Annotated in this window: 23 protein-coding genes; 15 read left to right on the forward strand and 8 right to left on the reverse strand. The window is 74.7% G+C overall.

The window, feature by feature from the left end:
* Nucleotides 1-7 precede the first annotated feature (7 nt).
* Both ACFYUY_RS07550 and zapE read left to right on the forward strand, forming a co-directional pair.
* Complete coding sequence (locus tag ACFYUY_RS07550) at nt 8-1237, forward strand: serine hydrolase domain-containing protein (RefSeq protein ID WP_360216163.1); 1230 nt, start codon at nt 8-10, stop codon at nt 1235-1237.
* A 136-nt stretch (nt 1238-1373) separates the two neighbouring features.
* Nucleotides 1374-2447, forward strand: coding sequence for a cell division protein ZapE (gene zapE / locus ACFYUY_RS07555; protein ID WP_387898918.1), 1074 nt, complete (start codon nt 1374-1376; stop codon nt 2445-2447).
* A gap of 131 nt (nt 2448-2578) precedes the next feature.
* Here zapE and ACFYUY_RS07560 read toward each other — a convergent pair whose 3' ends face one another.
* A complete protein-coding gene (locus ACFYUY_RS07560) occupies nt 2579-3670 on the reverse strand; it encodes a substrate-binding domain-containing protein (protein ID WP_360216169.1) in 1092 nt (363 codons plus the stop codon).
* A 496-nt stretch (nt 3671-4166) separates the two neighbouring features.
* Here ACFYUY_RS07560 and ACFYUY_RS07565 point away from each other — a divergent pair, with 496 nt between their 5' ends.
* A complete protein-coding gene (locus ACFYUY_RS07565; protein ID WP_387898922.1) occupies nt 4167-4949 on the forward strand; it encodes a VOC family protein in 783 nt (260 codons plus the stop codon).
* 59 nt (nt 4950-5008) lie between these two features.
* Here the strand turns inward: ACFYUY_RS07565 and ACFYUY_RS07570 are convergent, their stop codons facing one another.
* The 3 genes from ACFYUY_RS07570 to ACFYUY_RS07580 all read right to left on the reverse strand — a co-directional run bounded on the left by ACFYUY_RS07570 (nt 5009) and on the right by ACFYUY_RS07580 (nt 6849).
* Nucleotides 5009-5332, reverse strand: coding sequence for a hypothetical protein (locus ACFYUY_RS07570; protein WP_387898925.1), 324 nt, complete (start codon nt 5330-5332; stop codon nt 5009-5011).
* Nucleotides 5333-5449: 117 nt separating this feature from the next.
* The gene (locus tag ACFYUY_RS07575) at nt 5450-6388 is read right to left on the reverse strand and encodes an ergot alkaloid biosynthesis protein (RefSeq protein WP_387898928.1); all 939 of its coding nucleotides are present in this window, start codon (nt 6386-6388) and stop codon (nt 5450-5452) included.
* Nucleotides 6385-6849: a nuclear transport factor 2 family protein gene (locus ACFYUY_RS07580; protein ID WP_387898931.1), complete on the reverse strand. Its 465-nt coding sequence runs from the start codon at nt 6847-6849 to the stop codon at nt 6385-6387. The genes ACFYUY_RS07575 and ACFYUY_RS07580 overlap by 4 nt, the downstream gene beginning before the upstream one ends.
* A 94-nt stretch (nt 6850-6943) precedes the next feature.
* On the opposite strand from ACFYUY_RS07580, the gene ACFYUY_RS07585 reads away from it, so the two are divergent.
* From ACFYUY_RS07585 to ACFYUY_RS07600, 4 genes are all read left to right on the forward strand, one after another.
* The gene (locus ACFYUY_RS07585; RefSeq protein ID WP_360216184.1) at nt 6944-7549 is read left to right on the forward strand and encodes a TetR/AcrR family transcriptional regulator; all 606 of its coding nucleotides are present in this window, start codon (nt 6944-6946) and stop codon (nt 7547-7549) included.
* 57 nt (nt 7550-7606) lie between these two features.
* A complete protein-coding gene (locus ACFYUY_RS07590) occupies nt 7607-8176 on the forward strand; it encodes a hypothetical protein (RefSeq protein ID WP_360216187.1) in 570 nt (189 codons plus the stop codon).
* 125 nt (nt 8177-8301) lie between these two features.
* A complete protein-coding gene (locus tag ACFYUY_RS07595) occupies nt 8302-8823 on the forward strand; it encodes a regulator component (protein ID WP_360216190.1) in 522 nt (173 codons plus the stop codon).
* Nucleotides 8808-10046, forward strand: coding sequence for an MAB_1171c family putative transporter (locus ACFYUY_RS07600; RefSeq protein WP_387898936.1), 1239 nt, complete (start codon nt 8808-8810; stop codon nt 10044-10046). The genes ACFYUY_RS07595 and ACFYUY_RS07600 overlap by 16 nt, the downstream gene beginning before the upstream one ends.
* 49 nt (nt 10047-10095) lie before the next feature.
* Here the strand turns inward: ACFYUY_RS07600 and ACFYUY_RS07605 are convergent, their stop codons facing one another.
* Nucleotides 10096-11085: a helix-turn-helix transcriptional regulator gene (locus tag ACFYUY_RS07605; RefSeq protein WP_360216196.1), complete on the reverse strand. Its 990-nt coding sequence runs from the start codon at nt 11083-11085 to the stop codon at nt 10096-10098.
* 432 nt (nt 11086-11517) lie between these two features.
* Here ACFYUY_RS07605 and ACFYUY_RS07610 point away from each other — a divergent pair, with 432 nt between their 5' ends.
* The 4 genes from ACFYUY_RS07610 (at nt 11518) to ACFYUY_RS07625 (ending at nt 14590) form a co-directional block, all read left to right on the forward strand.
* Nucleotides 11518-11661 (forward strand): hypothetical protein, encoded by a 144-nt coding sequence (locus tag ACFYUY_RS07610; protein ID WP_387898939.1) that lies wholly within the window; start codon nt 11518-11520, stop codon nt 11659-11661.
* Nucleotides 11662-11678: 17 nt separating this feature from the next.
* The gene (locus ACFYUY_RS07615) at nt 11679-11936 is read left to right on the forward strand and encodes a hypothetical protein (protein ID WP_387898940.1); all 258 of its coding nucleotides are present in this window, start codon (nt 11679-11681) and stop codon (nt 11934-11936) included.
* Between the two features lie 70 nt (nt 11937-12006).
* The gene (locus ACFYUY_RS07620; RefSeq protein WP_387898942.1) at nt 12007-12966 is read left to right on the forward strand and encodes a hypothetical protein; all 960 of its coding nucleotides are present in this window, start codon (nt 12007-12009) and stop codon (nt 12964-12966) included.
* 121 nt (nt 12967-13087) lie between these two features.
* Nucleotides 13088-14590: a hypothetical protein gene (locus tag ACFYUY_RS07625; protein ID WP_387898944.1), complete on the forward strand. Its 1503-nt coding sequence runs from the start codon at nt 13088-13090 to the stop codon at nt 14588-14590.
* Between the two features lie 220 nt (nt 14591-14810).
* On the opposite strand, the gene ACFYUY_RS07630 is transcribed toward ACFYUY_RS07625, so the two are convergent.
* Nucleotides 14811-15755: a hypothetical protein gene (locus ACFYUY_RS07630; protein WP_387898946.1), complete on the reverse strand. Its 945-nt coding sequence runs from the start codon at nt 15753-15755 to the stop codon at nt 14811-14813.
* Nucleotides 15756-15814: 59 nt separating this feature from the next.
* Entirely contained in the window at nt 15815-17836 is a 2022-nt protein-coding gene (locus ACFYUY_RS07635) for a serine/threonine-protein kinase (protein WP_387898949.1), read from the reverse strand.
* 320 nt (nt 17837-18156) lie between these two features.
* On the opposite strand from ACFYUY_RS07635, the gene ACFYUY_RS07640 reads away from it, so the two are divergent.
* Both ACFYUY_RS07640 and gap read left to right on the forward strand, forming a co-directional pair.
* Nucleotides 18157-19113, forward strand: coding sequence for a helix-turn-helix domain-containing protein (locus tag ACFYUY_RS07640; protein ID WP_360216217.1), 957 nt, complete (start codon nt 18157-18159; stop codon nt 19111-19113).
* 209 nt (nt 19114-19322) lie between these two features.
* On the forward strand, nt 19323-20321 hold the full coding sequence (gap, locus tag ACFYUY_RS07645; RefSeq protein ID WP_360216220.1) for a type I glyceraldehyde-3-phosphate dehydrogenase: 999 nt from the start codon (nt 19323-19325) through the stop codon (nt 20319-20321).
* Nucleotides 20322-20484: 163 nt separating this feature from the next.
* Here the strand turns inward: gap and ACFYUY_RS07650 are convergent, their stop codons facing one another.
* A complete protein-coding gene (locus ACFYUY_RS07650) occupies nt 20485-22299 on the reverse strand; it encodes an alkaline phosphatase family protein (RefSeq protein WP_387898952.1) in 1815 nt (604 codons plus the stop codon).
* A 354-nt stretch (nt 22300-22653) separates the two neighbouring features.
* Between ACFYUY_RS07650 and ACFYUY_RS07655 the strand changes: the two genes are divergently transcribed.
* Nucleotides 22654-23634 carry an ABC transporter ATP-binding protein gene (locus ACFYUY_RS07655; protein ID WP_387898955.1) on the forward strand — a complete coding sequence of 327 codons (981 nt, stop codon included), beginning with the start codon at nt 22654-22656 and terminating at the stop codon, nt 23632-23634.
* The gene (locus ACFYUY_RS07660) at nt 23631-24479 is read left to right on the forward strand and encodes an ABC transporter permease (RefSeq protein WP_360216229.1); all 849 of its coding nucleotides are present in this window, start codon (nt 23631-23633) and stop codon (nt 24477-24479) included. Before ACFYUY_RS07655 ends, ACFYUY_RS07660 begins: the two co-directional genes overlap by 4 nt.
* Nucleotides 24480-24609 lie beyond the last annotated feature (130 nt).

Below are 24609 nucleotides of genomic sequence, written 5' to 3' on the forward strand. Positions count from 1 at the left end.
TGCGGGCATGACACCCACCCGCCCGAAATCCCTGCTGCGCCTGGCCGCGCTCACCGCGGTCACCGCCCTCGTCGCCGTCAGCGCCCCGGCCACCACCGCCGGCGCCACGGGTGAAACCGACCGCCACCGCCCCTGCGTCGGTTCCCCGGCGCCCGAGCGCGGGCCGGCGCTGGACGCGCTGCGGATCGCCGAGCAGGCCAAGGAGGAGCTGGACCTCAAGTCGGTGATCCTGCGGGTCACCGCCGACGGCCGCGAGGTCCTCACCGCCGCGCTCGGCGAGTCCATGACCGGGGTTCCGGCCCGGCCCGACATGCACTTCCGCAACGGCAACGTGGCGATCAGCTACATGGGCACCGCGCTGCTGCGGCTCGTCGACGAGGGGGTGGTCGGCCTCGACGACCCGGTCTCCCGCTGGCTGCCCGACCTGCCGCACGGGGACGCCATCACCCTGCGGATGCTCGGCGCCTCCACCACCGGCCTGGTCGACTACGTCAAGGCCCCCGGCTTCGGCGAGGCGGTCTACGCCGACCCGTTCCGCCAGTGGACGGCCGAGGAGCTGGTGGCCATCTCCACCGGCCTGCCGCGGCTGTACGAGCCCGGCGCCAACTGGAGCTACTCGCACGCCAACTTCGTCCTCCTCGGCGCCGCGCTGGAGAGGATCACCGGCACCCGGCTGGACGTCCTGCTGCAGCAGAAGATCATGGACCCGCTCGGCCTCCACGAGACCCGCAACAGCTACACGCCGGACATCCCGACCCCCGTCCTGCACGCCTTCACCTCCGAACGCGGCACCTACGAGGAGTCCACCTTCTGGAACCCGTCGTGGACCACCGCCCCCGGCGCGGTGCAGACCACCGACATCTGCGACCTCGCCCGCGGGGCCGTCGGCATCGGCGCGGGCGAGCTGCTCTCCCCGTCCTCCTACCGGCAGCTGCTGAACCCGGGGACGGTGGGCCTCGGCCACCCGACCGACACGTGCGCGGCGGACGTCTGCATCCCGCAGACCGAGGCCACCCACTACGGCATGGGTGTGGTGGTGCTGGACGACTGGATCTCCCAGCACCCGCTGTTCTTCGGGTACTCCGCCTCCCAGGACTACCTCCCGTGCGAGCACCTGGCGATCGCCGTCTCCACCACGAACGGCCCGAAGGCCCCCGGCGGCCACACCGCCCACACGATCGCCCAGCGGATCGCCGCGGCCCTCGCCCCGGGCCACCCGATCCCCGACTTCGGCTGACCCCACCCGCTCCCCGCCCGCGCCCCGGGCCCTCCCCCACCGGGCCCGGGCCGCGCCCGTACGGCCCGGGGGCCGGCCCGTCCCGGCAACTCCCCACGATCCTGCCGGTTCTGACGCCCTGCTAGGGTCCGGATCCGTGACGGACAGGGTGCACCAGCAGTACGAGGCCATGCGCGACCACTTCCGGCGGGCCGCCGACCGGCGCGGATTCACGCTCGACCCGGCCCAGGAGGCCCCGGTCGAACGGCTCAGCCGGCTGGCCGGCGAACTCGCCCACCCGGCCTGGCGGTTGCGCCGGCCGCCGCGCCACCTCTACCTCTGGGGCCCCGTCGGCCGCGGCAAGAGCTGGCTGGTGGACACCTTCCTCGACGGCCTGCCGACCCCGCGCAAGCGGCGGCTGCACTTCCACGACTTCTTCCGCCGCCTGCACGAGGGCGTCGCCCACCACAGCGGCGCCAGGGCCTCGGACGGTGCCGCGGTGGACCGGGCCGTGGACGAGCTGCTCGGCGACTGCCGGATCCTCGTCTTCGACGAGTTCCACGCCCACGACGCGGGCGACGCCATGCTCGTCGCCCGGCTCTTCCGCACCCTCCTGGAGCGGCGGATCACCCTCGTCAGCACGTCCAACTACCCGCCCGCCGGGCTGATGCCCGACCCGCTCTACCACCACCTCTTCGAGCCGACGATCCGGCTGATCGAGGAGCGGATGGACGTGCTCGACGTCTGCGGGACGACCGACTTCCGGCGGTCCCGGCCGGCCGGTGCCCACGGGTTCGCGCTCGGCGCCCGGCTGCGCCCCGGCGACGAGGCCTCGGCCGGTCTCACCCGGCCCCGCCCCGAGGAGGCCGGGCCGGTCACCGCCCACCACCGCGAGCTGCCGGCCCTGGCGGTCCACGACGACCTCGTCTGGTTCGGCTTCGAGGAGCTCTGCGAGGGCCGCACCGCCGTCCAGGACTACCTCGCGCTGGCCGAACGCTTCCCCGCCCTCGTCCTGGACGGCGTCCCGCCGCTCGTCGAGGCGTCCCCGGACGGCCGCCGGCGGTTCGCCAACCTGGTCGACGTCCACTGCGACCGCGACGTCCCGCTCATCCTCATCGGCGCCGACCCGCTCGCCGGCCTCGCGGACGGCTCCACCCTGATGCGCGACCTCGACCGCACCGCCAGCCGCCTCGCGCTGCTCCGGCAGCCGGCCCCGGACGCCGTCCGCTGAGCACCCGGTCACGGCCGTCGGGCGCGGCGGGCCGTGGCCGTCACGGTGGTCGTGCGACGGACGGCGGGAGCGGCGCCCGTACGCTGTCGGGCGCCGCTCCCCGCCGGTCCTCGCGCGTCGCGCCGCGGGTGCTACTTGACGCCGGCCGCCGCGCAGGCGTCCGCGTACTGCGGGGTGCAGATGTCGGCGGCCTTGTAGAGCCCGCCGCCGACCACGGTGACCGCGACCTTCGGCTTGGTCACGACGATCGGCGTGAGCAGCAGTGAGGGGATGTGCTGCCCGGCGCTGACGGTGTCCGAGCTCGCGACCGTGCTGATGTCCAGGCCCTCGACCAGCTGGACGGCGATGCTGGCCGCCGCGTCCGTCTCGGGCTTGTACGGCTTGTAGATCGTGAAGGCCTGCTCGCCGGTGAGGACCCGGCGCACCGCGTCGATGGAGGCGTCCTGGCCGCCGACGGGCACGTTCTTGATGCCGGCCGACTTCAGGGTGTCGATGATCGGACCGGCCATGCCGTCGTTGCCCGAGTAGACGGCCTGGATGCCGTCCTTGCCGAGGCTCTTGATCGCCTCGCCCATCTTCGCCGCGGCCACGTCCGGCTTCCACTCGCCGGACTGCTCGTAGGCGATCTTCTTGACCTTGCCGTCCAGCGCCCGGTGCGCGCCCGCCTTGAAACTGGCGGCGTTCGGGTCCGAGTCGGCACCGTTGATCATGACGACGTTGGCGGCGGCGGCCTTCGGGCCGAGCGCGTCGAGCAGGGCCTGGCCCTGGAGTTCGCCGGTCCGCTCGTTGTCGAAGGAGACGTACGCGGCGACCTTGCCCTCGGCCAGCCGGTCGTACGCGACGACCTTCACGCCCTTCGCCGCGGCGGCCTCCACCCACGGCGCGGTGGTCTTGGAGTCGACCGGGTCGAGCAGGATGACCTTGACGCCCTTGGCCAGCAGGTCGTCGAACTGCTTCTTCTGGGCGGCCGCGTTGCCGTCCGCGTTGGCGTACTCGACCTTGCAGTCCGGGCACAGGCCCGCCACGCCGGCCTTGATCAGCGGCGCGTCGAACGCCTCGTAGCGGGTCGAGGAGGAGTTCTCCGGCAGCAGCAGACCGATGGTGCGGTCGTTCCCGGCCGCCTGGGGCTTCTGCGTCGCATCGCCCTGCCCGCAGGCGGCGAGGGTGAGCGCCAGGGACATCACGGCCGTGCCCTGGGCCGCGCGACGCATGGGTCTGTTCATGTGGGGGGTGCCTCCTGTCCTGTGCCGCACCGGTGCAGCGACAGAGGAGGGAGTCAAGCGCCACCGGGCCGTCACGTCAATAAGTGAAGGAGTCTTCGTTATTTCCGCTGTCCAATTCGTTATGGATGAACGATCGCCCGCGGATCGCCGCAGGTGGCGTTCCAGGCCCGCTTTCATGAGGTCAACTCTTGGGCTTGCGTCGCGTCAGCCGGGGGTGACGGCGACCAGCCGGTGAGAGGGTGTCGCGGACGCTTCCGACCCTCACCCGCGCCACCGATCCACCCTTTCCCCGGACGCGGGGACGCCCCCCCGGGGCGACCGGCGGCCGGGCCGACGCGCGACGCCCCGGTGCCCGACGCTCCGTCACCGCTCTTGCACCGCACCGCACCGCGGTCCGCCCGCCGCCGCGCGGCGTGTCGGGTGGCAGGCCGCACCCCACGGCGGAAGGGTGACCGACAGGGGGCCCCACCGGGGGCCGCCAGTGGAAGGAGCGAGAATGCCCGAGGTCACCACTCCGTACGCGACCGGCACCCCGTGCTGGGTCGACCTGATGGCCAAGGACCAGCAGCAGGCGCTGGACTTCTACCGCGACCTGCTGGGCTGGCAGGGGCAGCCCGGCCCCGCCGAGTTCGGCGGGTACGCGGTCTGCGAGCTCGCCGGGAAGGCCGTCGCCGGCATCGGCCCGGCGATGGCCCCCGAGGGCATGCCGGAGCCGCCGACCGTCTGGACCAGCTACCTGGCGAGCAGCGACGCCCAGGCCACCCAGGACGCGATCGTCGCCGCGGGCGGCACCCTGATCGTCCCGGTGATGGACGTCGGCGACCTCGGCCGGATGCTCGTCGCCGCCGACCCGCAGGGCGCCGTCTTCGGCGTCTGGCAACCCGGCACCTTCTTCGGCGCCCGGATCGTCAACGAGGCCGGCGCGCTCACCTGGAACGAACTGCACACCAGCGACGTCGCGGCCGCCACCGCCTTCTACGGCGAGGCCCTCGGCATCGAGGTCAGGCGGATGGAGGACGCCGAGGTCGACTACTGGGCGCTGAACGTGGGCGACCGCGCCGTCGGCGGCGCCACCCTGCTCGCGAACGACCCGCCCGGCACCCCCGCCCACTGGCTGACCTACTTCGCCGTCGACGACGTGGACTCCACCGTCGACGCCCTCGTCAAGCGCGGCGGCACGGTGCTGGCCCCGCCGTTCGACATGATGGCCGGCCGGATGACGGTGGTCGCGGACCCGCAGGGCGCCCCGTTCGCGATGATCAGGCCGACCCCGATGTAGACCCGGCACACCCGGCCCGGGCACCCCGACGGCCGCTGACGGTCCCCTCGCGGGGGCGGTCAGCGGCCGTCGCGTTCGCTGACCAGCACGCGGTTGCCCAGGTGCTCGCTGCAGTAGCCGACGTCGGCCAGGAGCGCCGCGACCCGCAGGGTGAGCTGGAAGGGCCGGGAGCGGACGTCGGCACCGCTGTGCGGCCGGCTCCCGGCGGACGCGGGCGGCTCGGCGGCCGCGGACCGCAGGCCGTCCCGCCAGGAGACCGTCACGCCGTGGGCGTGGTTGACCACCATCATGCCCTCCGTCCCGCCCGCGCCGTCGGCGATCGGGAACCCCGCCCCGCGCAGCGTCGCGGTGACCGATTCGGACAGAACGCGATGGATTGGCATACGACAAGGCTAGATGATGGATGCCGAATGAACAGATGGTGAATGACCGAGGGCGGCCTTCCGAGTGACCCGACCGTCCCGAGCTGGGCGGCAAGGGCCCGGGCGGGACGTCGCGGCTCACCGACCGGCCGTCAACTCCCGTTCGAAGACCTGCCGGAAGCCGTTCGGCGCGCGCCCGGTGAGCAGCCGGACGGTGTCCGTGGTGCGGTCCTCCGCGCCGGCCGCGATGGCGCGGTCCAGGTCCGCCAGCAGCCCGGCGAAGGCCGGCGGCATCAGCGCGGACAGCCGCTCCCGCAGCTCTCCGTGGGTCAGACGGTGATGGACCACCGGCCGCCCGGTGACCTCCGCGACGACCGCGGCGACGGCGTCGTGGCTGAGCGCCTCCGGCCCGGTCAGCACGAGGTCGCGGTCGGGTGCGCGCTCGTCGGTCAGCGCGTGCGCGGCCACGGCGGCGATGTCCTCGGCGTCGACGAAGCCGACCCGCCCGGCCCCGGCCGCCGTCAGGATGGTGCCGTGCTCCCGGATGCTCCGGGCGTGGAGGTGCTCACCGGTGAAGTTCTGCATGAACCAGGAGGGCCGCAGCACCGCCCACTCCTCGAAGAGCTCCGGCAGCGCCCGGTGCACCTGCCCCACCGCGGGCCCTCCCTCGGGCACGGCCGAGGAGCTGAGGAGCACCGCGCGCCGCACACCGGCGGCACGGGCGCGGCGCAGGAACGGCAGCATGACCGGCAGTGGGTCCGGCTCGCCGACGGGCGGGACGAGGTAGACGCGGTCCGCCCCGGCCACGGCGTCGGCGAAGGTGGCGGGGTCGTACCAGTCGAAGCGCACCGACTCCGCGGCGGCCGAGGGCGTTCCGACCGACTCCGCACCGACCGAGGGCGCGGCGGACGAGGGCGCACCAGCCGCCTCCGCGGCGGACGACGGGGCGTCGACCCACGGTGCGCCGCGGCGGCCGGCGGCCCTGACCCGGTGTCCGCCGGCCAGCAGCCGCGCGGCCGTACGGCTCCCGGTGGTGCCGGTGGCCCCGATGACGAGCGTGGTGCCGGTGCCGCTCATCGGGCCGCACCCCCGGCGAAGCCGAGGCCGGGCTGCTGGACGGCGAGCGGGTTCCAGTAGTCGCGGTAGGAGGTGAACCGCCCGCCCCGGGCGGTCACCACGGCGACGTAGGTCATGTCGAAGGGGCCGCCGGTCCGCACCAGCCGACCCACCCCGCGCATCTCCACCACGATGGTCTCCGCGTCCGCGGTCCGGTGGATCTCCAGGTCCGGGAAGTCGTGCAGCTCGATGTGCTCGGGGTAGTCGCGCATGTAGGCGGCGATCTCCGCCCTCCCCGTCAGCCTCCGCGGCCAGCCCGGCGGCGCGAAGGGGAACTCCATGACGCCGTCCTCGGCCCAGAGCGCGACCCAGCCGGGGACGTCCTGCTCCATGAGCAGACGCAGGCCGTGGCGGAAGAGCTCGACCGGCGGGGTGCCGGCCGACGGCGGGAGGTCGACCGACGGTGGGGTGTTCGCGGGCATGGGTGTCTCCGTCACATAAGATACGGACCGGCGGTCCGCTTCAGTGAAAGATACGGACCGCCGGTCCGTATCGCAACCGGAGGTGGACCCGCCCATGCCCGTCAGCGCACCCGATCCCTCAGTTCCGCCCGAGCGCAAGCCGCGCAAGGACGCCGTCCGCAACCGGGCGGCCGTCCTCGCGGCCGCCGACACGCTCTTCACCGGCTCCCGGCGGCCCGAGGACGTCACCATGTCCGACGTGGCCGCGGCCGCCGGCGTCGGCAAGGGCACGCTCTTCCGGGCCTTCGGCGACCGCACGAGCCTCATCCGCGCCCTCTACCAGGAGCGGCTCGGCCCCCTGACCGCCGCCGTGGCGGAGGGCCCCCCGCCCCTGGGGCCCGCCGCCACGCCCGCCGAACGCGTGCCCGCCCTGCTCGACGCGCTGCTGTGCTTCAAGCTCGACCACCGGCACCTCGCCCTCGCCCTGGAGGGCACCGGAGCCGACAGCCCCTACGGCACCGAGCACTACGCCCACTGGCACGCCCTCCTGCGCGACCTGCTGACCGGGCTGCTCCCCCCGGCGGAGGCCGACTTCACGGCCCACGCCCTCCTCGCCGCCACCCGCGCCGACCTCGTCGAGCACCTGGCCGGCGAGCTGGCCACCCCCCGCGAGGAGCTCCGCGCCCGGCTGGCCGCCCACACCGCCAGGCTCCTCCCGTGACCGGACGCGGCGCGACGGGCGTCCGGTATCGTGACAGGGCTCGGGGAGGGGGTAGAGGTGGCGGCAGCAACGACCGGCGGGCCTGATCAGCCGACCGACCGCGCCTCGGCGATCGCCGGCAGGCTGGACCGGCTGATGGCCCGGGAGGCGGCCAGGTCCGGTGGACGGCCCCCGGCGTACCGGGAACTCGCCGACCGCATCAATCGCCTGGCGGGCCGGGACGTCATCTCGCGGGACACCGTCCGCAACCTGCACCTGGGCCTCAACCAGAAGGGGCAGGCCTCCAACCCCACGGTGGAGACGTTGGACTGGCTCGGCCGGGGGTTCGGCATCAGCGCCGGCGCGAGCTACTTCCTGGACGACGCCAGGGCCGCCGTGGTGGACGAGCAGCTGGAGCAGCTGGAGCGCATGGGCGAGCTGCGGCAGGCGCTCGGCAACGACGGGGTCGTCAACCTGGTCCAGCGGGCCTCCTCGCTCTCGAACGGCAGCCTGCGGGTGCTGCTGGCCCTCGCCGACAACCTGCGCCAGGTCGAGGAACAGGCGGCGGAACGGACCAGGCGTCCGGCTGACGGGGCGGCGGACGGGTCGACCGGCAAGGCGACCGGCCCCACGGCCGACGGGACATGACCGGGGTGCAGGTACGCCCCGGCCCCGTGGCGGCCGGGGCCTGAGCCCCGCGCCGCGCAGCCCGCCCCGCACCCGCCCCGCCACCTCCGCCACCTCCCCGCCACCTCCGAAAGAGCCTCCTGCCCATGGCGTTCCCCCGCGGCCTGCGCCGGCGATGCGAGCGGCGCCTCGCCGGTCTCCGACTGCCGGACCCCTTCACCGTGGAGGCGTTCCGGGCCGCCCTGGAACGGCTCCGCGGGCGCCCCATCGTCCTGGAACCGCTGCCCGCCCTCGGCGCCGACCTGCCCTGCGGCCTGTGGATCGCGCTGCCCAGCATCGACGTCGTCTACTACGAGGAACGCACCAGCCCCGCGCACCAGGACCTGATCAAGCTCCACGAGCTCGGCCACGTCCTGTGCGGGCACCAGGGCTCCCTCGACCTGTCCCGGCTGGCCTCCCTGCTGCCCGACCTGACCCCGGAGCTCGTCGGCGAGGTCCTCGGCGCGGGCCGGACCAGCTACGAGACCGCCGAGGAGCAGGAGGCGGAGATGATCGCCCTCCTGCTGGCCGGCCTGATCGGCACGGCCGCCGACCCGGGCCCGGGCCCCGGCCGCCTGGCCGAGAGCCTCGCGCACCCCGTACGCCCGCACCGGTGGAGGAACTCCTGATGCGCCCGCTGTTCACCTGGCTGATGCCGACGCTCGCCTGGAGCGTCGTGCTCTGGCGGACACCGTCGGCCTTCACCACCCGGGCCAACCGCTCGATCTGGGCGGGCTTCGCCGCGATCGCGGCCGGGCTCAGCGTCCGGCCCGCTGCCGTCGAGCGCGCCCTGGCGGAGCTGAGCGGCGTCCGGGACATCACGCTGCTGGTCAAACACCTCGCCGGAGTGGTGGCGGGCTACTTCATGCTGGAGTACGTCCAGGCCGTCCGCGGCCGTCCGCAGCGGCCCGGCGCCGCACGGGCCCGGATGCTGTTCACCGGCGCCGCCGCCGTCGCGCTCACCCTGCTCTTCCTCCTCGCCCTGCCACACGACCACGACGGCGCCTTCGGCATCGACGCGCACTACGGCGATCCCGGGGTCGAGCTGTACCTGGGGGTGTTCGACACCGTCTTCGCGGTCGCGGCCGCGCAGGCCGCCGTCCTGTTCTGGTCCAACCGGGCGAGCGTTCCGCCCGGCGCCATGCGCGCCGGGGTCACCTGCCTGGCGGCGGCGAGCGCCACCGGACTCGTCTACACGGTCTACCGCGTCTACTTCGTCCTCAGCAGCGGGGACTCCACCCGGCTCGACGCGGACGGGAAGCCCGTCCCGCTCACCGACACCCTCTCCGAACTGCTGCCCGCCCTCATGATCGTCCTGTTCGTGCTCGGCGTCACCATCCCGCCCACCCGCTCCCTGGCCGGCTACCTGCGCGACCAGTACGCGCTGTGGCGGCTCCACCCGCTCTGGGCGGACGTCACCACGGCCGTGCCGCAGGTGGTGCTGGGCACCCCCGGCAGCCGGCTGCGCGGCCTGCTGACGCCCGGTGACCGTTCCGTCGAGCTCGCGCACCGCGCCTTCGCCCTGCGTGACGCGGCGCTGGTCCTGCGGGAGGACTCCCCCGTCACCGGCGGATCCCCGGCGACCGGCACGGCCGGGGGCGGCCCGGCCGTCGACACCAGGGCCGCCGCGGGCGCCGACGTCCACCTCGACGCGGGTGAGGGCCTCGCCCGCGTCGAGGCCCGCTGGCTGCGGACGGCCGTCCGGCACCGGGCCCGGGGCCTCGCCGCCCCCGCGCCGCCCGCCGTGCTCGACGCCACCGCCGGCGGGCGCTCGCTGCCCGAGGAGATCGCCTGGGTGCTCGCCGTCGCGGACGCCTACCGGGAGCTCGGCCGGAGCGGGGCCGAGGCGTAGGGCGGCGCGACGCGGGAGCGGTGGCCGAAGCGGGAGCGGTGGCGCGTCGTCACAGCCAGCCGCGCTGGGCCGCCTTCAGCCCGGCCTCGAACCTACTGGCCGCCTGGAGCCGTTCCATCAGCCCCGACATCTGCCGGCGCACTGTGCGGAGCGACACCCCCAGGCGCTTGCCCGCCGCTTCGTCCGTCATCCCCGAGGCCAGGAGCTTCAGCAGCTCCCGCTCCCCCTCGCTGATCCCGTCCTCGCCGGAGCCGACCCGCGCGGCGCCCAGCGGAACGGCCGCCTCCCAGGTCTGCTCGAAGAGCGCGACGAGCGTGGCCACGATCCCGGGGGAGGTGGTGCACAGCGCTCCGCGCCGGGAGTTGTCCGGGTCGATCGGGACGAGGGCCGTCGTCCGGTCGAAGATCAGCAGCCGGGCGGGCAGCACGTGGCTGGTGCGGACCTCACCCCCGTGGTCGGTGGTCCACTGCGCGTACGCGAGCGTCGGCGGGTCGTTGCGGACGCTCTCCTGGTAGACCGCGCGCAACCGCACACCCCGGTCGAGGGCCTCCTCGTCCAGGGGCCGGGAGGCCTCCAGACTCGCCTCCGACTGGGCACCGCCCGGAATGATCGAGAGGCACTCCACCCTGAGCCCCCGGGTGAGGACCTCCAGCCGGGCCTGGATGGCGTCGAGTCCGAGGAGGCGCTCGTTTCCCTCCAGATTGGTGCCCGGCTGCAGCGCCGAGTACGAGGCGATGGCCCGGGCCGCAGCGGCCTTCCCGACCGCCAGTGCCCGGTGGTGCCGGGCCAGTTCCTCCTCCTCCTGCCGGCGCAGCAGATGTGCCAGCCCGACCTCCAGGCTGACGGCGCGGAGTCCGCCGACGGCCTCCCGGGACGGCGTCAGCAGGCCCAGTTCGACCAGCTGGTCGAGCGCCTCCCGCACCTCCGTCTCGGTCGTACCGACCCTTGCCGCGAGTTCCGCGACGCCACCGGAAGGCCCCTCCAGCATCTCCCGGTAGACGGCCTCCGTGCGAGTGTCCAGTCCGAAAACGTCCAGCACCGTGCATCCCCCAGCGTTACGTCGGTGTCGGCGAACCCCAACCATGACGATCATAATCGCCACCCTGTCGGTGAGATCAACCTCCCTTTCTCTTCGTCAGCCCGCCCGACACGGCGCTCCTATGAGCGCTCCTATGAGCGAGCCCGCGGGCGAAGGACCGGCACCGGCCCCGGGTAGGGGGAGGCGACCGGCCACCGGGGTGGCGATCACAGTCGCCGCGCCCGTGGCAGCGGCCGGACCCACCGGGCGCCTCCGCGAGGGTCCGGACCCGGGCCGCTGTCACCAAGGTGCCAGGGCTCCTTGGTGCCAGGGCGGAGGCATTCCGCAGGGGTGTTCGGACCAGCAGGATGGTGCTCACCGGAAAGGGGCCGCGAGGGAAAGCGCCCCGGGACCGGCCCGAAGTCCAGTACCGAACCGTCCAGGGGGATCGCCATGTTCCGCACCGTCTCGTCGCTCGCCACCGCCACTCTCGCCGCCCTGCTGCTGCTCGCCGCCGCCCCGGCCGCGACCGCCGCGACCGCCCCGGTTCCGGCGGCCTCCACCGGCGTCGCCTCCTCGGTCATCGGGTGGGACTGAGCTCGATGCGGGTCGTGATGGCCCGTCTGAACCAAGCCCCGACCGCACGACCGCCCGACCCGGCCCCGGCCACCGTCCAGGACCTGATCTGGGCGCACGCCCGGCCCTCCGAAGGTCTGGAGCACGTCCGGGCCGTGACCACGGACCGGTCGCTGGACCTCTACCTCTTCGTCCGGGCCGCCTCCACCGCGGCCGCGATGACCCAGATGCACGCGCTGCTGACCCGGGTCCACGGGCCGCTCGCCTCGCACGGCCTCACGCTCGACCGGCGCTGAGCGCCGCATCCGCCGACGCCCTCGCGCCGAGCCCTCTCCTTCTCCACCCGCCGCCCTCCCGGGAGCCGTCATGCCCGCACGCCCTCGCCGCTCGACCCGCACCGCCGTCTCGGCCGCCGCCCTCGTCCTGTCCGCCGCCGCACTGACCGCCTGCGCCGCCGCGCAGGCGGACTCCCCCAAGGCCGCCGCGCCCGCCACCGGGACGCCCGCGGCCACCACGACTCCGCCGACGGACAAGCCCGTTGAGCCACCTACCGGCTCCGCGACGCCGACCGCAGGCGAGACCGCGCCGCCCCCGGCGGACCAGGCGGCCCCGCCCGTTTCCACGGCAGCGCCCGCACCGGCCACCAGCGCCCCCGGTGCGCGCGGCGGCACGAGTGCGCCCACGCCCCGCGCCTCCGCGGCACCCGCGGCACCCGCGGCCCCGGCGGCACCGCAGGGCGCGGGCACCGCGGCCCCGGAGACCCCGCTGACGGCCGCCGTCGCCCCGGCCGGACTCGCCAAGCTGCCGATCGCGTCGACCTTCGGGTGGAAGCCCGACGGCCCGCTCAGCAGCCAGGACATCCAGGGCCGGAAGATCACCCTCAACGAGTGCGCGGCCGTCTCCGGAGCCGCCACCTGGCAGCAGCAGGGCTACGTCAGCGCGGCCAGGAACCCGGCCGGGCAGCAGCTGTTCAGCTTCGCCACCCCCGAAGCCGCGCACGCCGCCTACCAGCAGCTCGTCACCGACATGGGCGCCTGCCAGACCGCGTCGCGGCAGTTGCAGGCCCGCCAGGGGGTCACCCAGGACGCAGCCGTCACCCGCACCGCCGAGGCGTCCGACGGAACGTCATGGTCGCGACAGTGGACCGGAGTCGGCGGCATGTCGGCCCCCGACCGGCAGACCAACCACGTCTACGCGCTCCAGCAGGGCACCGCCCTCACACTCTTCCAGTTCGACGAGCTGGCGGAGCGCCCCGGCCCGACGCACGACACCGGCACCGACGCCGCGCTGCTCACCGCCCTGGCCGCGCTGGGCGCCCAGCACTGATCCCCGGGCCGCACCGCCCGCGCGGCTGCCCGTACCACCACTGACATCACCTCACCGCGTGCCGCGCCGATCCGTGCCCGGCACCGCGACCCAACACCCCTCTCACCTCGAAGGATTCGCCATGCCCGTTTCCAAGTCGGCCTCCCGTCTGTCCGCCGGCGTGCTCGCCGCCGCCTGCCTGACCGCCGTCGTCACGGCCACCGCCCCGGCAGCGCACGCCGACAGCGTGCTGTCCACCTACTACGCGGCCTCCTCCACCGGTTCCATCGGCAACGGCGCCGCCCCCGGCGGCCAGGTGACCCGCGGCCAGGTGCTGACCCGGGCCCAGGCCTGGGTGAACCAGGCGGTGCCGTACAGCACCAACGGCCTGACGGCTCCCTACAGCTGGTGGTCGGACGGGCAGACCGGCGGCCGCTACCGCCAGGACTGCTCCGGCTTCGTCTCGATGGCCTGGCAGCTGCCCGAGAGCCCCAACACGCTCGGCCTGCCGTCCTACTCCACCTCGATCGGCAAGTGGGACCTCCAGCCCGGCGACATCCTCAACAGCAGCGAACACGTGGTGATCTTCGCCGGCTGGCGCGACAAGAACGCCGGCACGTTCAACTACTACCAGGAGAGCAGCCGCAGCAGGCCCACGAACTTCAACACCGACGGCAACCTCAACGGCTCCTCGCTCTCCTCCCACCCCATGAGCAGCTACACCGCGCTGCGCTACAAGAACATCGTCGACTCCCCCTCGGTGTCGGGGTCGGGTTCGACGGTGGCGGCGTCGGCGACGGGCAACGGGGTGCACCTGAACATCATCGGCTCGGACGGCGGGATGTGGGCCACCGAGGGCGACTACGCCGCCGGGAACTGGACCGGCGCCTGGTCACCCCTGGGCGGATCCGGCCTCAAGGCCCTCACCAGCGTCACCATCGGCAGCAGCATGCACGTCTACGCACTCGGCTCCACCGGCCGCGTCTACTCCATGGACGCCGACTACACCACCGGCCAGTGGAGCGGCACCTGGGTCGAGGTCCCCGGAGGCGCCGCAGGCGCCACCGCCCTCACCGCAACCGCCACCGGCAACACCGTCCACCTCAACATCCTCGGCGCCGACGGAGCCCTCTACAACACCGACGGCGACTACACCACCGGCCACTGGACCGGCGCATGGAACCGCATCGGCGGCTCCGCCCTCCAGGCCCTCACCAGCGTCACCATCGGCAACGTCGTCCACCTCTACGCCATCGGCTCCACCGGCCACGTCTACTCCATGGACGCCGACTACACCGCCGGCCGCTGGACCGACGCCTGGGTCGAGGTCCCCGGAGGCGCCGCAGGCGCCACCGCCCTCACCGCAACCGCCACCGGCAACACCGTCCACCTCAACATCCTCGGCGCCGACGGAGCCCTCTACAACACCGACGGCGACTACACCACCGGCCACTGGACCGGCAGTTGGAACCGCATCGGCGGCTCCGCCCTCAAGGCCCTCACCTCCACCCTCACCGGCAACACCGTCCACCTCTACGCCATCGGCGCCACCGGCACCGTCTACACCATGGACGCCGACTACACCGCCGGCCGCTGGAGCAACGCCTGGGCCGAAATCCCCGGCGGCGCCATCGCCGCCCACTGACACGGCGAACGGACCGGGCCGGGTTCACCGGCGGCCCCTCAGCCGTCACCTCCTGAACGGGGGGTGACCTCCGGACCGGTCAGGTGTCGGCGGACTCCTGACCGTGTCCGGCACGCGTTCCGCCCTCTCGGGGGAGGGGCGGAGCGCGGCCCGAGCCGCCCGGTCCGTGTGGACCGGGCGGCTCGGTGCGTCCACGGGCGCGGTAGGCGCCTACGGGCGGTCAGGCGCAGTGGTAGGGGAAGGACGCCGTGGCGGTCCGGGTCTCCGGGGCGAGGAGCTCCAGGGTGGCGGTGGCCTGGAGGGAGCCCTGGCCGTCGAAGGTCCAGCGCAGGACCAGGTCGGTGTGGTGCGCGCCGGAGCGGACGTCCTGGGCGATCTCGTCCGAGGTGGTGCCGTCGCTGCGCACCCAGCGGTAGCGGAGGGTGCCGGTGCCGCCGTTGGTCGCCACCGAGGCCGTGACCACCGCGGTGCCGCCGCAGCCGGGCCCGGCCGGGTCGGTGGTGACGGAGACTCCGGTGACGGCCAGGGCCGGGGTGCGCAGCTGCCGCCAGAAGAGGAAGGCCGCGAGCACCAGGAGGAGGACGAGCAGCGGGGCCAGCCAGCGCCACACCCGGCGGCGCCGCGGCTGCTCGGCCTCCGGGGTCGTCTGGCCGTGCCACACCGCGGCGGCGCGCGGCGGGACGCCGGGGCCGAAGCGGCGCAACTCACCTGGAGCGAAGGGGATCTCCTCCGCCGGGGTGGCGGCCTCGACGGTGCGGCCGGGCTCGTCGGCGGGGTCGTGGGGGTCGGGGAGGGTGGCGGTCTCCCCCGCCTTCGGGTCGGCCTCCGCCAGGGTGGCGGTCTCCCCCGTCCGTTCGGCGCCGCCCCAGGAGCGGGGGTCGAGGAAGGTCGCGCTCTCGGGCTCGGATGCCGTCTCGGCCGCGGCCCCGGGGAGGGTGACGGTCTCCACGGCCTCCTCGTCGCCACCCCAGGCGCGTGGGTCCAGGAAGGTCGCGCTGGCGGCCTCCGCCCCGGACCGCACCTCGGCGGGCGCCTTGTCCGCGAGGCGCACGGTGGCCTCCGCGTCCGGGAAGAGCCGGACGGTGGCCTCGCCGGCGCCCGGACCGCGGGCGACGGTCTGCTCGGCGCCCGGGTCGGGGGCGGAGTCGGGGCGGGGCGTGGGCATGGCTTCTCCAGAACAGGACGAACGGGATGGGGCAGTCGGCGAGGGGACGGGCGGGCGGGTCAGCGGGGCGGGTCGCAGAGGAAGGCGGCCGTCTCGTTGGAGGTGGTGCCCGCCTTGGCCGCCGCCGGGCTGGTCGCGACGCGCACGCCCCAGGTCGGGAAGGTGTCGGCCGAGCCGAAGTCGTGCGCCCGGGTGATGGTGGCGGTGCCGTTCTGGACCGTCACGGTGTCCGTCGCGACGGTGACGGCGCGGCCGCCCGAGCTGTGGTACCAGCTGAGCGTCAGCGTCCCGCTGCCGCCGCCCTGGGCCGTCACCGTGACGTTCGCGGTGAGGCTCCACCGGCCGCTACAGGTCAGGGAGTTGAGGTTGACCGAAGTGACCTTCAGCACGGGGGCGACGGTCGGGCTGGGGCTGGGCGGGACGACGACGGGCGACGGCGCGGCCGTGGTCGCGGTGGGCGCGGCCGGGGTCGGCGCCGGCCCGGCGGGCGGCGGGGTGGGAGCCCCTGCGGGGGTGGACGGCGCCGGCGGCAGGCCGGGCCCGGAGGGAGCCGGTGCCGCGGGGGCCGTGGGCGCCTTGGCCGTCGGTGCGGCGACCGGGCTGCCGCCGGGGCCGCTCGGGGTGGCCGTGGGCGAGGTGGGCGCGGTCGTCGGGGCGGAGGGCGTCGGGCTCGCCGTGGCGCCGTCGCCGCTCGGTGTCGGGGCGGCGGCACCCGTCGGCTGCTGCGGGCCCAGGCTGGTGGTCGCCTCCGGGGAGGCCGCGCCGACGGGCGTCCGGGCGTCGCCGTCGGTGGCCCCGGCGACGGCGAGGCCGGCCAGCGTGGCCAGGGTGACGGCTCCGGCCGCGACCCCGACGAGGACCTTGCCCCGGCGCGGCGGAACCTTGCGCAGCAGGCCCCGGGCCGCCCCCGCCCCGAGGGCGAGGTCGGCGCCGAGCGCGCCGCTCTGCGAGCCCGCGGAGGCCTGCGGGCCCAGCGAGGTGTGGGCGAGCGAGGTGCCGCCGGGCGCGGCTCCGCCGGCGGGCAGCAGTGCCGCGAGCAGGGCGAGCAGCGCCAGCAGGTCGAGGCGGCCCCGCTCCTCCCAGTCGGCCCCGTAGCCGGCCGCGGCGACCGCCTCCAGCTCACGGACGAACACGGCCGCGCTGTCCGGGCGGGACTCCGGGTCCTTGGCCAGGCCCGCCAGGATGAGCGGTCGGACGGGGTCGGGCGCCAGCTCGGCGGGGATCGGCGCCTCGGTGTGCTGGACGGCGAGTTCGGCGATCGTGGTGCCGCCGTAGGGGCGGGCGCCGGTGAGGCACTCGAAGAAGGTGACGGTCGCGGCGTACACGTCCCCGGCCGGGGAGGCGGGCCGGCCCGCCCACTGCTCGGGCGGCATGTAGGCGGGCGTGCCGGAGACGTCGCGGTCGGCGCCGTTGGGGACCGCGATGCCGAAGTCGACGAGCTTGGAGACGCCGGCCGCGTCGACGAGGACGTTGGCGGGCTTGTAGTCCCGGTGCACCACGCCGGCCTCGTGCGCGGCGGCCAGGCCCAGCAGGGAGCCCTTCAGGACGACCAGGGCGGCCTCGGGGGTGGTGGCGCCCTCGGCACGCAGCAGGTCGCGCAGCGCGATGCCGTCGACCAGCTCCATCACGATGGCCGAGCCCTGCTCCCCCTCGACGTACTCGTAGAGCCGGGTGACGTGCGGGGAGTCGACCTGGGCGAGGACCTCGGCCTCGGCGCGCAGCGCGGGCGTGCCGATCCGGTCGTGGAGGTACTTGATGGCGACGGGGGTGCCGGTCTCCCGGTGGTGGGCGAGCACCACGCGTCCGCTGGCCCCGGCGCCGAGCTCGCGCTCGTGGAGGTAGTCCGGGAGCTCCCAGGGACGGGCGTCCTCGACGGGGGCGGGGGTGGGGACGGTCGACGCCATGCCCTCGGCCGGGGTGTCGCTCTCGGCGGGGGCCGGAGCCGTGGCCGGGTCGTTCACGGCGACCGGAACCGTGGCCGTGCCACCCGTGGCGGCGGGGGCCTCGGAGGTCCCGCCCGCGGCGGCCTCGGGACCGCTCCCGCCGTCGGGTCTGTCGTCCTGCTGCGTCCGCTCGTCCATCGTCGGTGCTCTCCCCGTTCCTGCCCGCTCGCCGTCCTTCGGCTGCCCGCCGTCCGTCCCGGCGCGGCCCCGCGGCGCCGCACCCTACGACACCGCGGCGGCCGGTGGCGACACGGCCCGCAAACACCGCGTTCCGGGCCCTCCGGGGCGGGTGGTCGCGCCGCGGGTGATTCGCACACCCCGCCAATCGTTCGTCCGTGCGACCGGTCCGCGGGCGGCGGGTCGGCCGGGCGGTGGCGGCCGGCCCCGCGGTGGCAGGATGCTTGCGATGGGTGGCACCCGAGCCACCCCGGGCACGGAACGGGAACGGGAGGAGTCCGATGGGGCACGCGAGGCACCGGGTGGCCGTACTGGTGCTGGAGGGCGCGAAACCGCTGGACGTCGGCATCCCGGCGCAGGTGTTCTCCCGCCGACCGAGCATGCCGTACGAGGTGCGGGTGTGCGGGGCGCGGCCCGGGCTGGTGACCGGCGGGGACGGGCTGGCGTACCACGTGGCCGACGGGCTGGAGGCGCTGGCGTGGGCCGACACGGTGTTCGTGCCCGGCTACCGGGACCCTGCGGGCACCCGGCCGCCGGAGGAGGTCGTCCTGGCGCTGGTGGCCGCCCACGAACGGGGGGCACGGCTGGCGGCGATCTCGACGGGGGCGTTCGCCCTGGCGGCCACCGGCCTGCTCGACGGCCGCAAGGCGACGACGCACTGGCACTACACCAGGGCGCTGGCCGAGCAGCACCCGCTGGTGTCGGTGGACGAGAACGTCCTGTTCGTCGACGAGGGCGACGTGCTGACCTCGGCGGGGGCGGCGTCCGGGATCGACCTGTGCCTGCACCTGGTGCGGCGCGACCACGGCGTCGGGCTGTCCAACCACACGGCGCGGCGCCTGGTGGCGGCCCCGTACCGCAGCGGCGGGCAGGCCCAGTACGTGCCGCGCAGCGTGCCCGAGCCGCTGGGGGACCTGTTCGCGGGCACCCGGGAGTGGGCGCTGGCGCACCTGTCGGAGCCGCTGACGCTGGAGGGGCTGGCCCGGATCGCCCGGGTCTCGGAGCGGACCTTCTCCCGGCGGTTCGTGCAGGACACCGGCTACACGCCGATGCAGTGGGTGCTACGGGCCCGGGTGGACCTGGCGCGCGAGCTGCTGGAGCGCACCGACCTCGGGGTCGAGCAGGTCGCCGACCGGGTCGGGCTGGGGACGGGGGCCAATCTGCGCCTGCACTTCCAGCGCATCCTCGGGACCTCGCCCACGGAGTACCGGCACACCTTCGCCGCCCGGACGCCCTGACCGCCACGGCGTGGTCGGCGGGTCGGCGGGTCAAGGCGTCAGCGCGTCTGCGGGTCGGCGCAGGTCAGCGCGATCGGGCGGGCCGCCACCGGCTTGGCGGGATCCTTGCGGAGCGTGTCGATCCGGCCCCTGTCGGGCCCGGTGCCCGGTGCAGAGGATGGGGGTGCACCGACGAGGTGGCAGCACGAACGGAACGAAGGGAACCCCCCGTGACCCGCATCGCGATCAACGGTTTCGGCCGCATCGGACGCAACACCCTGCGCGCCCTGCTGGAGCGCGGCAGCGACCTCGAGGTGGTTGCCGTCAACGACCTCACCGCCCCCGACGCGCTGGCCCACCTGCTCAAGTTCGACAGCGCGCTCGGCCGCCTCGGCCGCTCCGTCTCCGTCGACGGCACCGACCTGGTGGTGGACGGCCACCGCATCGCGGTGCTCGCCGAGCGCGACCCGGCCGCGCTGCCCTGGGCGGAGCTGGGCGTGGACCTCGTGCTGGAGGCCACCGGCCGCTTCACCGCCGCCGACGCCGCCCGCGCCCACCTGACCGCCGGTGCCAAGCGCGTCCTGGTGAGCGCCCCCTCGGACGGCGCGGACGTCACGCTGGCCTACGGCGTCAACACCGACGCGTACGACCCGGCCGAGCACGTGATCGTGTCCAACGCGTCGTGCACCACCAACGCGCTGGCTCCGCTGGCCTCCGTGCTGGACGACCTGGCCGGCATCGAGCACGGCTTCATGACCACCGTCCACGCCTACACCCAGGAGCAGAACCTCCAGGACGGCCCGCACCGCGACATGCGCCGCGCCCGGGCCGCCGGGGTCAACATCGTGCCCACCAGCACCGGTGCGGCGAAGGCGATCGGCCTGGTGCTGCCGACCCTGGACGGCAAGCTGTCGGGCGACTCGATCCGGGTGCCCGTCCCGGTCGGCTCCCTGGTGGAGCTGAACACCACGGTCTCCCGCGAGGTGACGCTGGAGCAGGTCCTGGACGCCTACCGGGGGGCCGCCGACGGCCGTCTCAAGGGCATCCTGGACTACTCGGACGAGCCGCTGGTGTCCTCCGACATCACCGGCCAGCCGGCGTCCTCGATCTTCGACGCCGCGCTGACCCGGGTGCACGGACGCCACGTCAAGGTCGTCGCCTGGTACGACAACGAGTGGGGCTTCTCCAACCGCGTCGTCGACACCCTGGAGCTCCTCGCCCGCAGCTGAACCCGCAGCTGAACCCGCGGCTGGACCCGCAACTGCGCCCGCGGCCGGACGCGCCCACGAGCCCGCCGGAACCCAGCACCGCACGAGCGCAGCAGCGCACGACCGAACCCGCCGTCGGGGCCGGGTGCCACCACGTGGCCCCGGCCCCGACGGCCGTCCCGCGTCAGCCGACCGTCACCGTGAAGGGCCCCGCCAGCACCGAGTACCCGTCGTTGGCCAGGTAGTACGCGTCGTACCGGCCCGCGCCGCTCAGCTTGCCGGTGGAGAGGGTGACGGCACCGCTCTGGTTCGGCGCGTAGGACCAGGTCAGCGAGGATCGCGAGCCCGGGGTGACGCCCGCCGGGTAGACGCCGACCCAGTTCTTCGGGCCGGCCTGGGAGGCGTTCGGCAGGGCGTAGCGCAGGGTGAGGTTGCCGCCGTTGGCCACGGCGTTCAGGTCTCCGGTGAGGGTCGGCCCGGTCGCCCCGGAGGGCGCGAAGGCGGCGTTGAGCGGCGTGGCGTAGGTGTCGTTGCCGGTGAGCCCGGGCAGGCCGAGGGCGGCCTCGATGGTGCGGCCGATGCCGTAGTGGTCGTAGTGCAGCGGGCTGCTGGTGCCGGCCGGGACGGTGCCCTGCGAGCCGACGAGGACGGTGGCGAGGTGGTTGTAGCCCTCGCTCTCGCTCTCGTCCCAGGTGAGGACGAGCAGGGAGCGCTGCTGGGTCCAGGCCGGGGAGGACAGCACGGGGGCGAGGGTCTGCTTCAGCCAGCCGTCCTGCACCTTGAGGCTGGTGGCGCTGCCGTTGCCGGAGCCCTCGCCGTCGTAGTAGTCGTCGGCGGCGATCCAGGAGAAGTTCGGCGTGGTGGCCGCCGACTGCAGGTCGGTGGTCAGCTGATTGGTGTCGAAGAGGTGGGCCGCGCAGCGGGCCGGGTTGCCGCTGATGTCGGTGTAGTTGATGAACGGCGCGTCGTCCGGCATGTAGGAGCTGTCGTAGGCCTTGGTGGTGTTGCAGGGCGTGCCCATGCCCTGTTCGTAGGCCTTCCAGGTCTTGCCGGCCTCCTCCAGGGTGTCACCGAGGTTGCGCTGTGGGGAGTTGATGTTGGGCCAGTAGGTGGCGCCCTTGGTGTAGGTGTCGCCGCCGGCGACGGCGAGGTAGTTCTCGTCGCTGGGGTGGTAGACGCCGTGGGCGTCGGTGAGGGTGGCGCCCTGGGCCATCAGGCCGTGGATGAACGGCGTGTCCGCGGGGTCGTTCATGATCTGGGCGTAGTCGGTGTTCTCCATCATGACGGTGAACACGTGGTCGTAGCCGGGCACCGCGGACGCGGGCGGGGTGAGCGGCGCGGGTGCGGCGACCGGGGTGTCGAGGGTGAGCGAGAGGTCGTCGAGGTAGCCGGTCTCGTTCGAGCTGGACAGGAACTGGACCTCGACCTGGATCGAGCGCGTCCCGGCGGGGACGGCCCCGGTGGTGCTGCGGGAGAGGAACCGGGTGCTCAGGCCGCGGTCGGTCGCGGAGACCGTGGGCAGCGTGGCGGCGGCGCCGAGCGGGCGCCCGGCGGCGTCGTGGAAGTGCAGGCTGACGGCGACGTAGCCGCTGTAGGCGGCCCAACCGCCCAGCCAGCCCGAGAGGTTGTAGTGCACGCCGCCGCCGTCGACGGCGGCGGCCGCGGAGGAGACGTCGACGGTCTGCGCCATCGCGCCGTCCCCGAAGTTGCCGGGGCCGAAGAAGGCCCGGCCGGGCGTGTTGCCGTCGGTGGGCAGGCCGATGGAGGCCACCGAGTGGCACATGACGTCGGTGCCGCCGGCCTGGACCGTCCAGCCGGGGACGGTGGTGGCGGCGCTCCAGTCGCTGGTGCAGTAGCCGCCGGCCTCCGCGTCGCCGTTGACGATCAGGTTGCCGCTGCTCCCGGCCGCGGTGGCGGTGACGGGGGCGGCGACGACCAGCGCGCCGACGAGGGGGAGGGTGGCGAGCAGCCCGCCGAGGGCGCTCCGGCGCAGTCGCATGGGGATACCTCGTAGCTTGGGTGAGGGTGGTGCCGGGGCGTGCGCGACCGGCTGCACATAGCTACCGGTCCGGGCCGTCCGTGGGAAGGGCTCCCGGGCGAACTCCGGCCGAACTTGACCAGACAACTTTGGTACCGCCGACCGGCCGGAGCACGGCGCGGGCCGGCCCGACCACCCGGAGGGCGCAGCCGCGAGCCGGCCCGACCACCCGGAGGGCGCACCGTGCGTGGTACCGCGGTACTACCCGCCTGGGGGTGATCAGCCCCCGGGTACCACGGATCGGGCCGCCCCGGCGCCTAGCGTGGACGGTGAGGGCGGCCGGGACGGTCCGGCCCCGGAGCACAGGGGTGAGCGATGATCGAGGCGCACCAGCTGACGAAGCGGTACGGCGAGAAGACGGCCGTCGACCGGCTGGACTTCACCGTCCGGCCGGGCACGGTGACGGGCTTCCTCGGGCCCAACGGCGCGGGCAAGTCCACCACGATGCGGATGATCGTCGGACTGGACGCGCCGACCAGCGGTTCGGTGCGCGTCAACGGCCGCCGCTACGCCGAGCACGCCGCGCCGCTGCAGGAGGTCGGCGCCCTGCTGGAGGCCCGGTCGATCCACCCCGGGCGCTCGGCGTTCAACCACCTGATGGCGCAGGCCCACACCCACGGCATCCCCCGCCGCCGGGTCGAGGAGGTCGTCGAGCTGACCGGCCTCACCTCGGTGGCACGCAAGCGCGCCGGGGCGTTCTCGCTCGGCATGGGCCAGCGGCTCGGCATCGCCTCCGCCCTGCTCGGCGACCCGGCGACGGTGATGCTGGACGAGCCGGTCAACGGCCTCGACCCGGAGGGCGTGCTCTGGATCCGCAACCTCCTCACCTCCCTCGCCGCCGAGGGCCGCACCGTCTTCGTCTCCTCGCACCTGATGAGCGAGGTCGCCCTCGTCGCCGACCACCTGATCATCGTCGGGCGCGGGCGGCTGCTGGCCGACACCACCGTGCAGGAGCTGGTCCGCCAGGCCGGCGGGGACGCCGTCAAGGTCGCCAGCGCCGACCCGGCCCGGCTGCGCTCGGCCCTGGCCGGGCCCGGCGTCGAGGTGACCGGCCGCTCGGGCACCGAGGAGCTCCTCGTCACCGGCCGCACGGCCCGCGAGATCGGCCTCACCGCCGCCGAGCACGGCATCGCCCTGTTCGAACTGACGCCCCGCACGGTCTCCCTCGAGGAGGCCTTCATGGACCTGACCAGGGACGCCGTGGAGTACCACGGCTCCACCACCGGCCGCACCGCCGGCACCGGCACCACCGCCGGCGACGAGGCCGGCACCGAGACCGCGAGGAGTGCGGCATGAGCACCATCGCACCGAGCAAGACCTCCGCACCCGCCGGCGCGCGCCCCGCACGCCCCGTCCACCGGGTGACGGCCGCCCGGGTGCTGCGCTCCGAGTGGGCGAAGCTGTGGTCGCTGCGCTCCACCTGGATCACCCTCGGCCTGGCCCTGCTGTTCCTCGTCGGCTTCGGGCTGATCGCCGCCGTCCAGTTCAAGTCGAGGATCACCTCCGGCCGCCCGATGGACCGGGACTTCGCCTCGGCGAGCGCCCTGAGCCTGTCGCTGTTCGGCACCAACTTCGCGCAGCTGGCGCTCGGCGTGCTGGGCGTGCTGGTCGCCGCCGGCGAGTACTCCACCGGCATGATCCGCTCGACCCTGGCCGCCGTGCCGCGCCGCCTGCCGGTGCTGTGGTCCAAGGCCGCGGTGTTCGGCGTGATCGCCCTGCTGCTCGGCACCGCGGGCGTGTTCGCCGTCTTCCTCGCCGACAGCGGCATCCTGGCGAGCACCCGCGCGGCGATGACGATCTCCGATCCGGGTGTGGTCCGCGGCCTCTTCGGCGCGGGGTTCTACCTCGCCCTGGTCGGGGTGATCGGGGTCGCCCTGGGCGCGCTGCTGCGGTCGGTGGCGGGCGGCATCGCCGTCCTGGTCGCCTCGCTGATGCTGGTCCCGGGTCTGACCTCGCTGCTGCCGACCTCCTGGCAGAGCCACCTCAGCCCCTACCTGCCCAGCCACGCCGGCGAGGCGATGTTCGCCCTGCACCACGACTCGACCACCCTCTCGCCGACCGCCGGGTTGCTCGTCTTCCTCGGCTGGACGGTGCTCGCCCTGGCCGGCGCCGCCGTCCGCCTGGTGCGCAGCGACGCGTGAACTCCCCCGCGGTGGGGGGGGGGGGGGGGGGGCCCGCCGCCCCCCCCGCCCCCCCGGCCCCCCCCCCCCCCCCCCCCGGGGGCCGCCCCCCCCCCCCCCCCGCCGCCCCCGCCGGCCCCCCCCCCGCCGC

The sequence above is a fragment of the Kitasatospora sp. NPDC004745 genome, from assembly GCF_042873275.1.
GTDB lineage: Bacteria > Actinomycetota > Actinomycetes > Streptomycetales > Streptomycetaceae > Kitasatospora.

Coding starts and splice junctions, on each gene's coding strand:
- ACFYUY_RS07640 (WP_360216217.1), top strand. CDS start 18,157: ATGGGGCACGCGAGGCACCGGGTGGCCGTACTGGTGCTGGAGGGCGCG.
- ACFYUY_RS07650 (WP_387898952.1), bottom strand. CDS start 22,299: ATGCGACTGCGCCGGAGCGCCCTCGGCGGGCTGCTCGCCACCCTCCCC.
- ACFYUY_RS07580 (WP_387898931.1), bottom strand. CDS start 6,849: ATGCCCGCGAACACCCCACCGTCGGTCGACCTCCCGCCGTCGGCCGGC.
- ACFYUY_RS07570 (WP_387898925.1), bottom strand. CDS start 5,332: ATGCCAATCCATCGCGTTCTGTCCGAATCGGTCACCGCGACGCTGCGC.
- ACFYUY_RS07655 (WP_387898955.1), top strand. CDS start 22,654: ATGATCGAGGCGCACCAGCTGACGAAGCGGTACGGCGAGAAGACGGCC.
- ACFYUY_RS07610 (WP_387898939.1), top strand. CDS start 11,518: ATGTTCCGCACCGTCTCGTCGCTCGCCACCGCCACTCTCGCCGCCCTG.
- ACFYUY_RS07635 (WP_387898949.1), bottom strand. CDS start 17,836: ATGGACGAGCGGACGCAGCAGGACGACAGACCCGACGGCGGGAGCGGT.
- ACFYUY_RS07630 (WP_387898946.1), bottom strand. CDS start 15,755: ATGCCCACGCCCCGCCCCGACTCCGCCCCCGACCCGGGCGCCGAGCAG.
- ACFYUY_RS07615 (WP_387898940.1), top strand. CDS start 11,679: ATGGCCCGTCTGAACCAAGCCCCGACCGCACGACCGCCCGACCCGGCC.
- ACFYUY_RS07660 (WP_360216229.1), top strand. CDS start 23,631: ATGAGCACCATCGCACCGAGCAAGACCTCCGCACCCGCCGGCGCGCGC.
- ACFYUY_RS07575 (WP_387898928.1), bottom strand. CDS start 6,388: ATGAGCGGCACCGGCACCACGCTCGTCATCGGGGCCACCGGCACCACC.
- ACFYUY_RS07550 (WP_360216163.1), top strand. CDS start 8: ATGACACCCACCCGCCCGAAATCCCTGCTGCGCCTGGCCGCGCTCACC.
- ACFYUY_RS07620 (WP_387898942.1), top strand. CDS start 12,007: ATGCCCGCACGCCCTCGCCGCTCGACCCGCACCGCCGTCTCGGCCGCC.
- ACFYUY_RS07625 (WP_387898944.1), top strand. CDS start 13,088: ATGCCCGTTTCCAAGTCGGCCTCCCGTCTGTCCGCCGGCGTGCTCGCC.
- ACFYUY_RS07560 (WP_360216169.1), bottom strand. CDS start 3,670: ATGAACAGACCCATGCGTCGCGCGGCCCAGGGCACGGCCGTGATGTCC.
- ACFYUY_RS07565 (WP_387898922.1), top strand. CDS start 4,167: ATGCCCGAGGTCACCACTCCGTACGCGACCGGCACCCCGTGCTGGGTC.
- ACFYUY_RS07585 (WP_360216184.1), top strand. CDS start 6,944: ATGCCCGTCAGCGCACCCGATCCCTCAGTTCCGCCCGAGCGCAAGCCG.
- ACFYUY_RS07595 (WP_360216190.1), top strand. CDS start 8,302: ATGGCGTTCCCCCGCGGCCTGCGCCGGCGATGCGAGCGGCGCCTCGCC.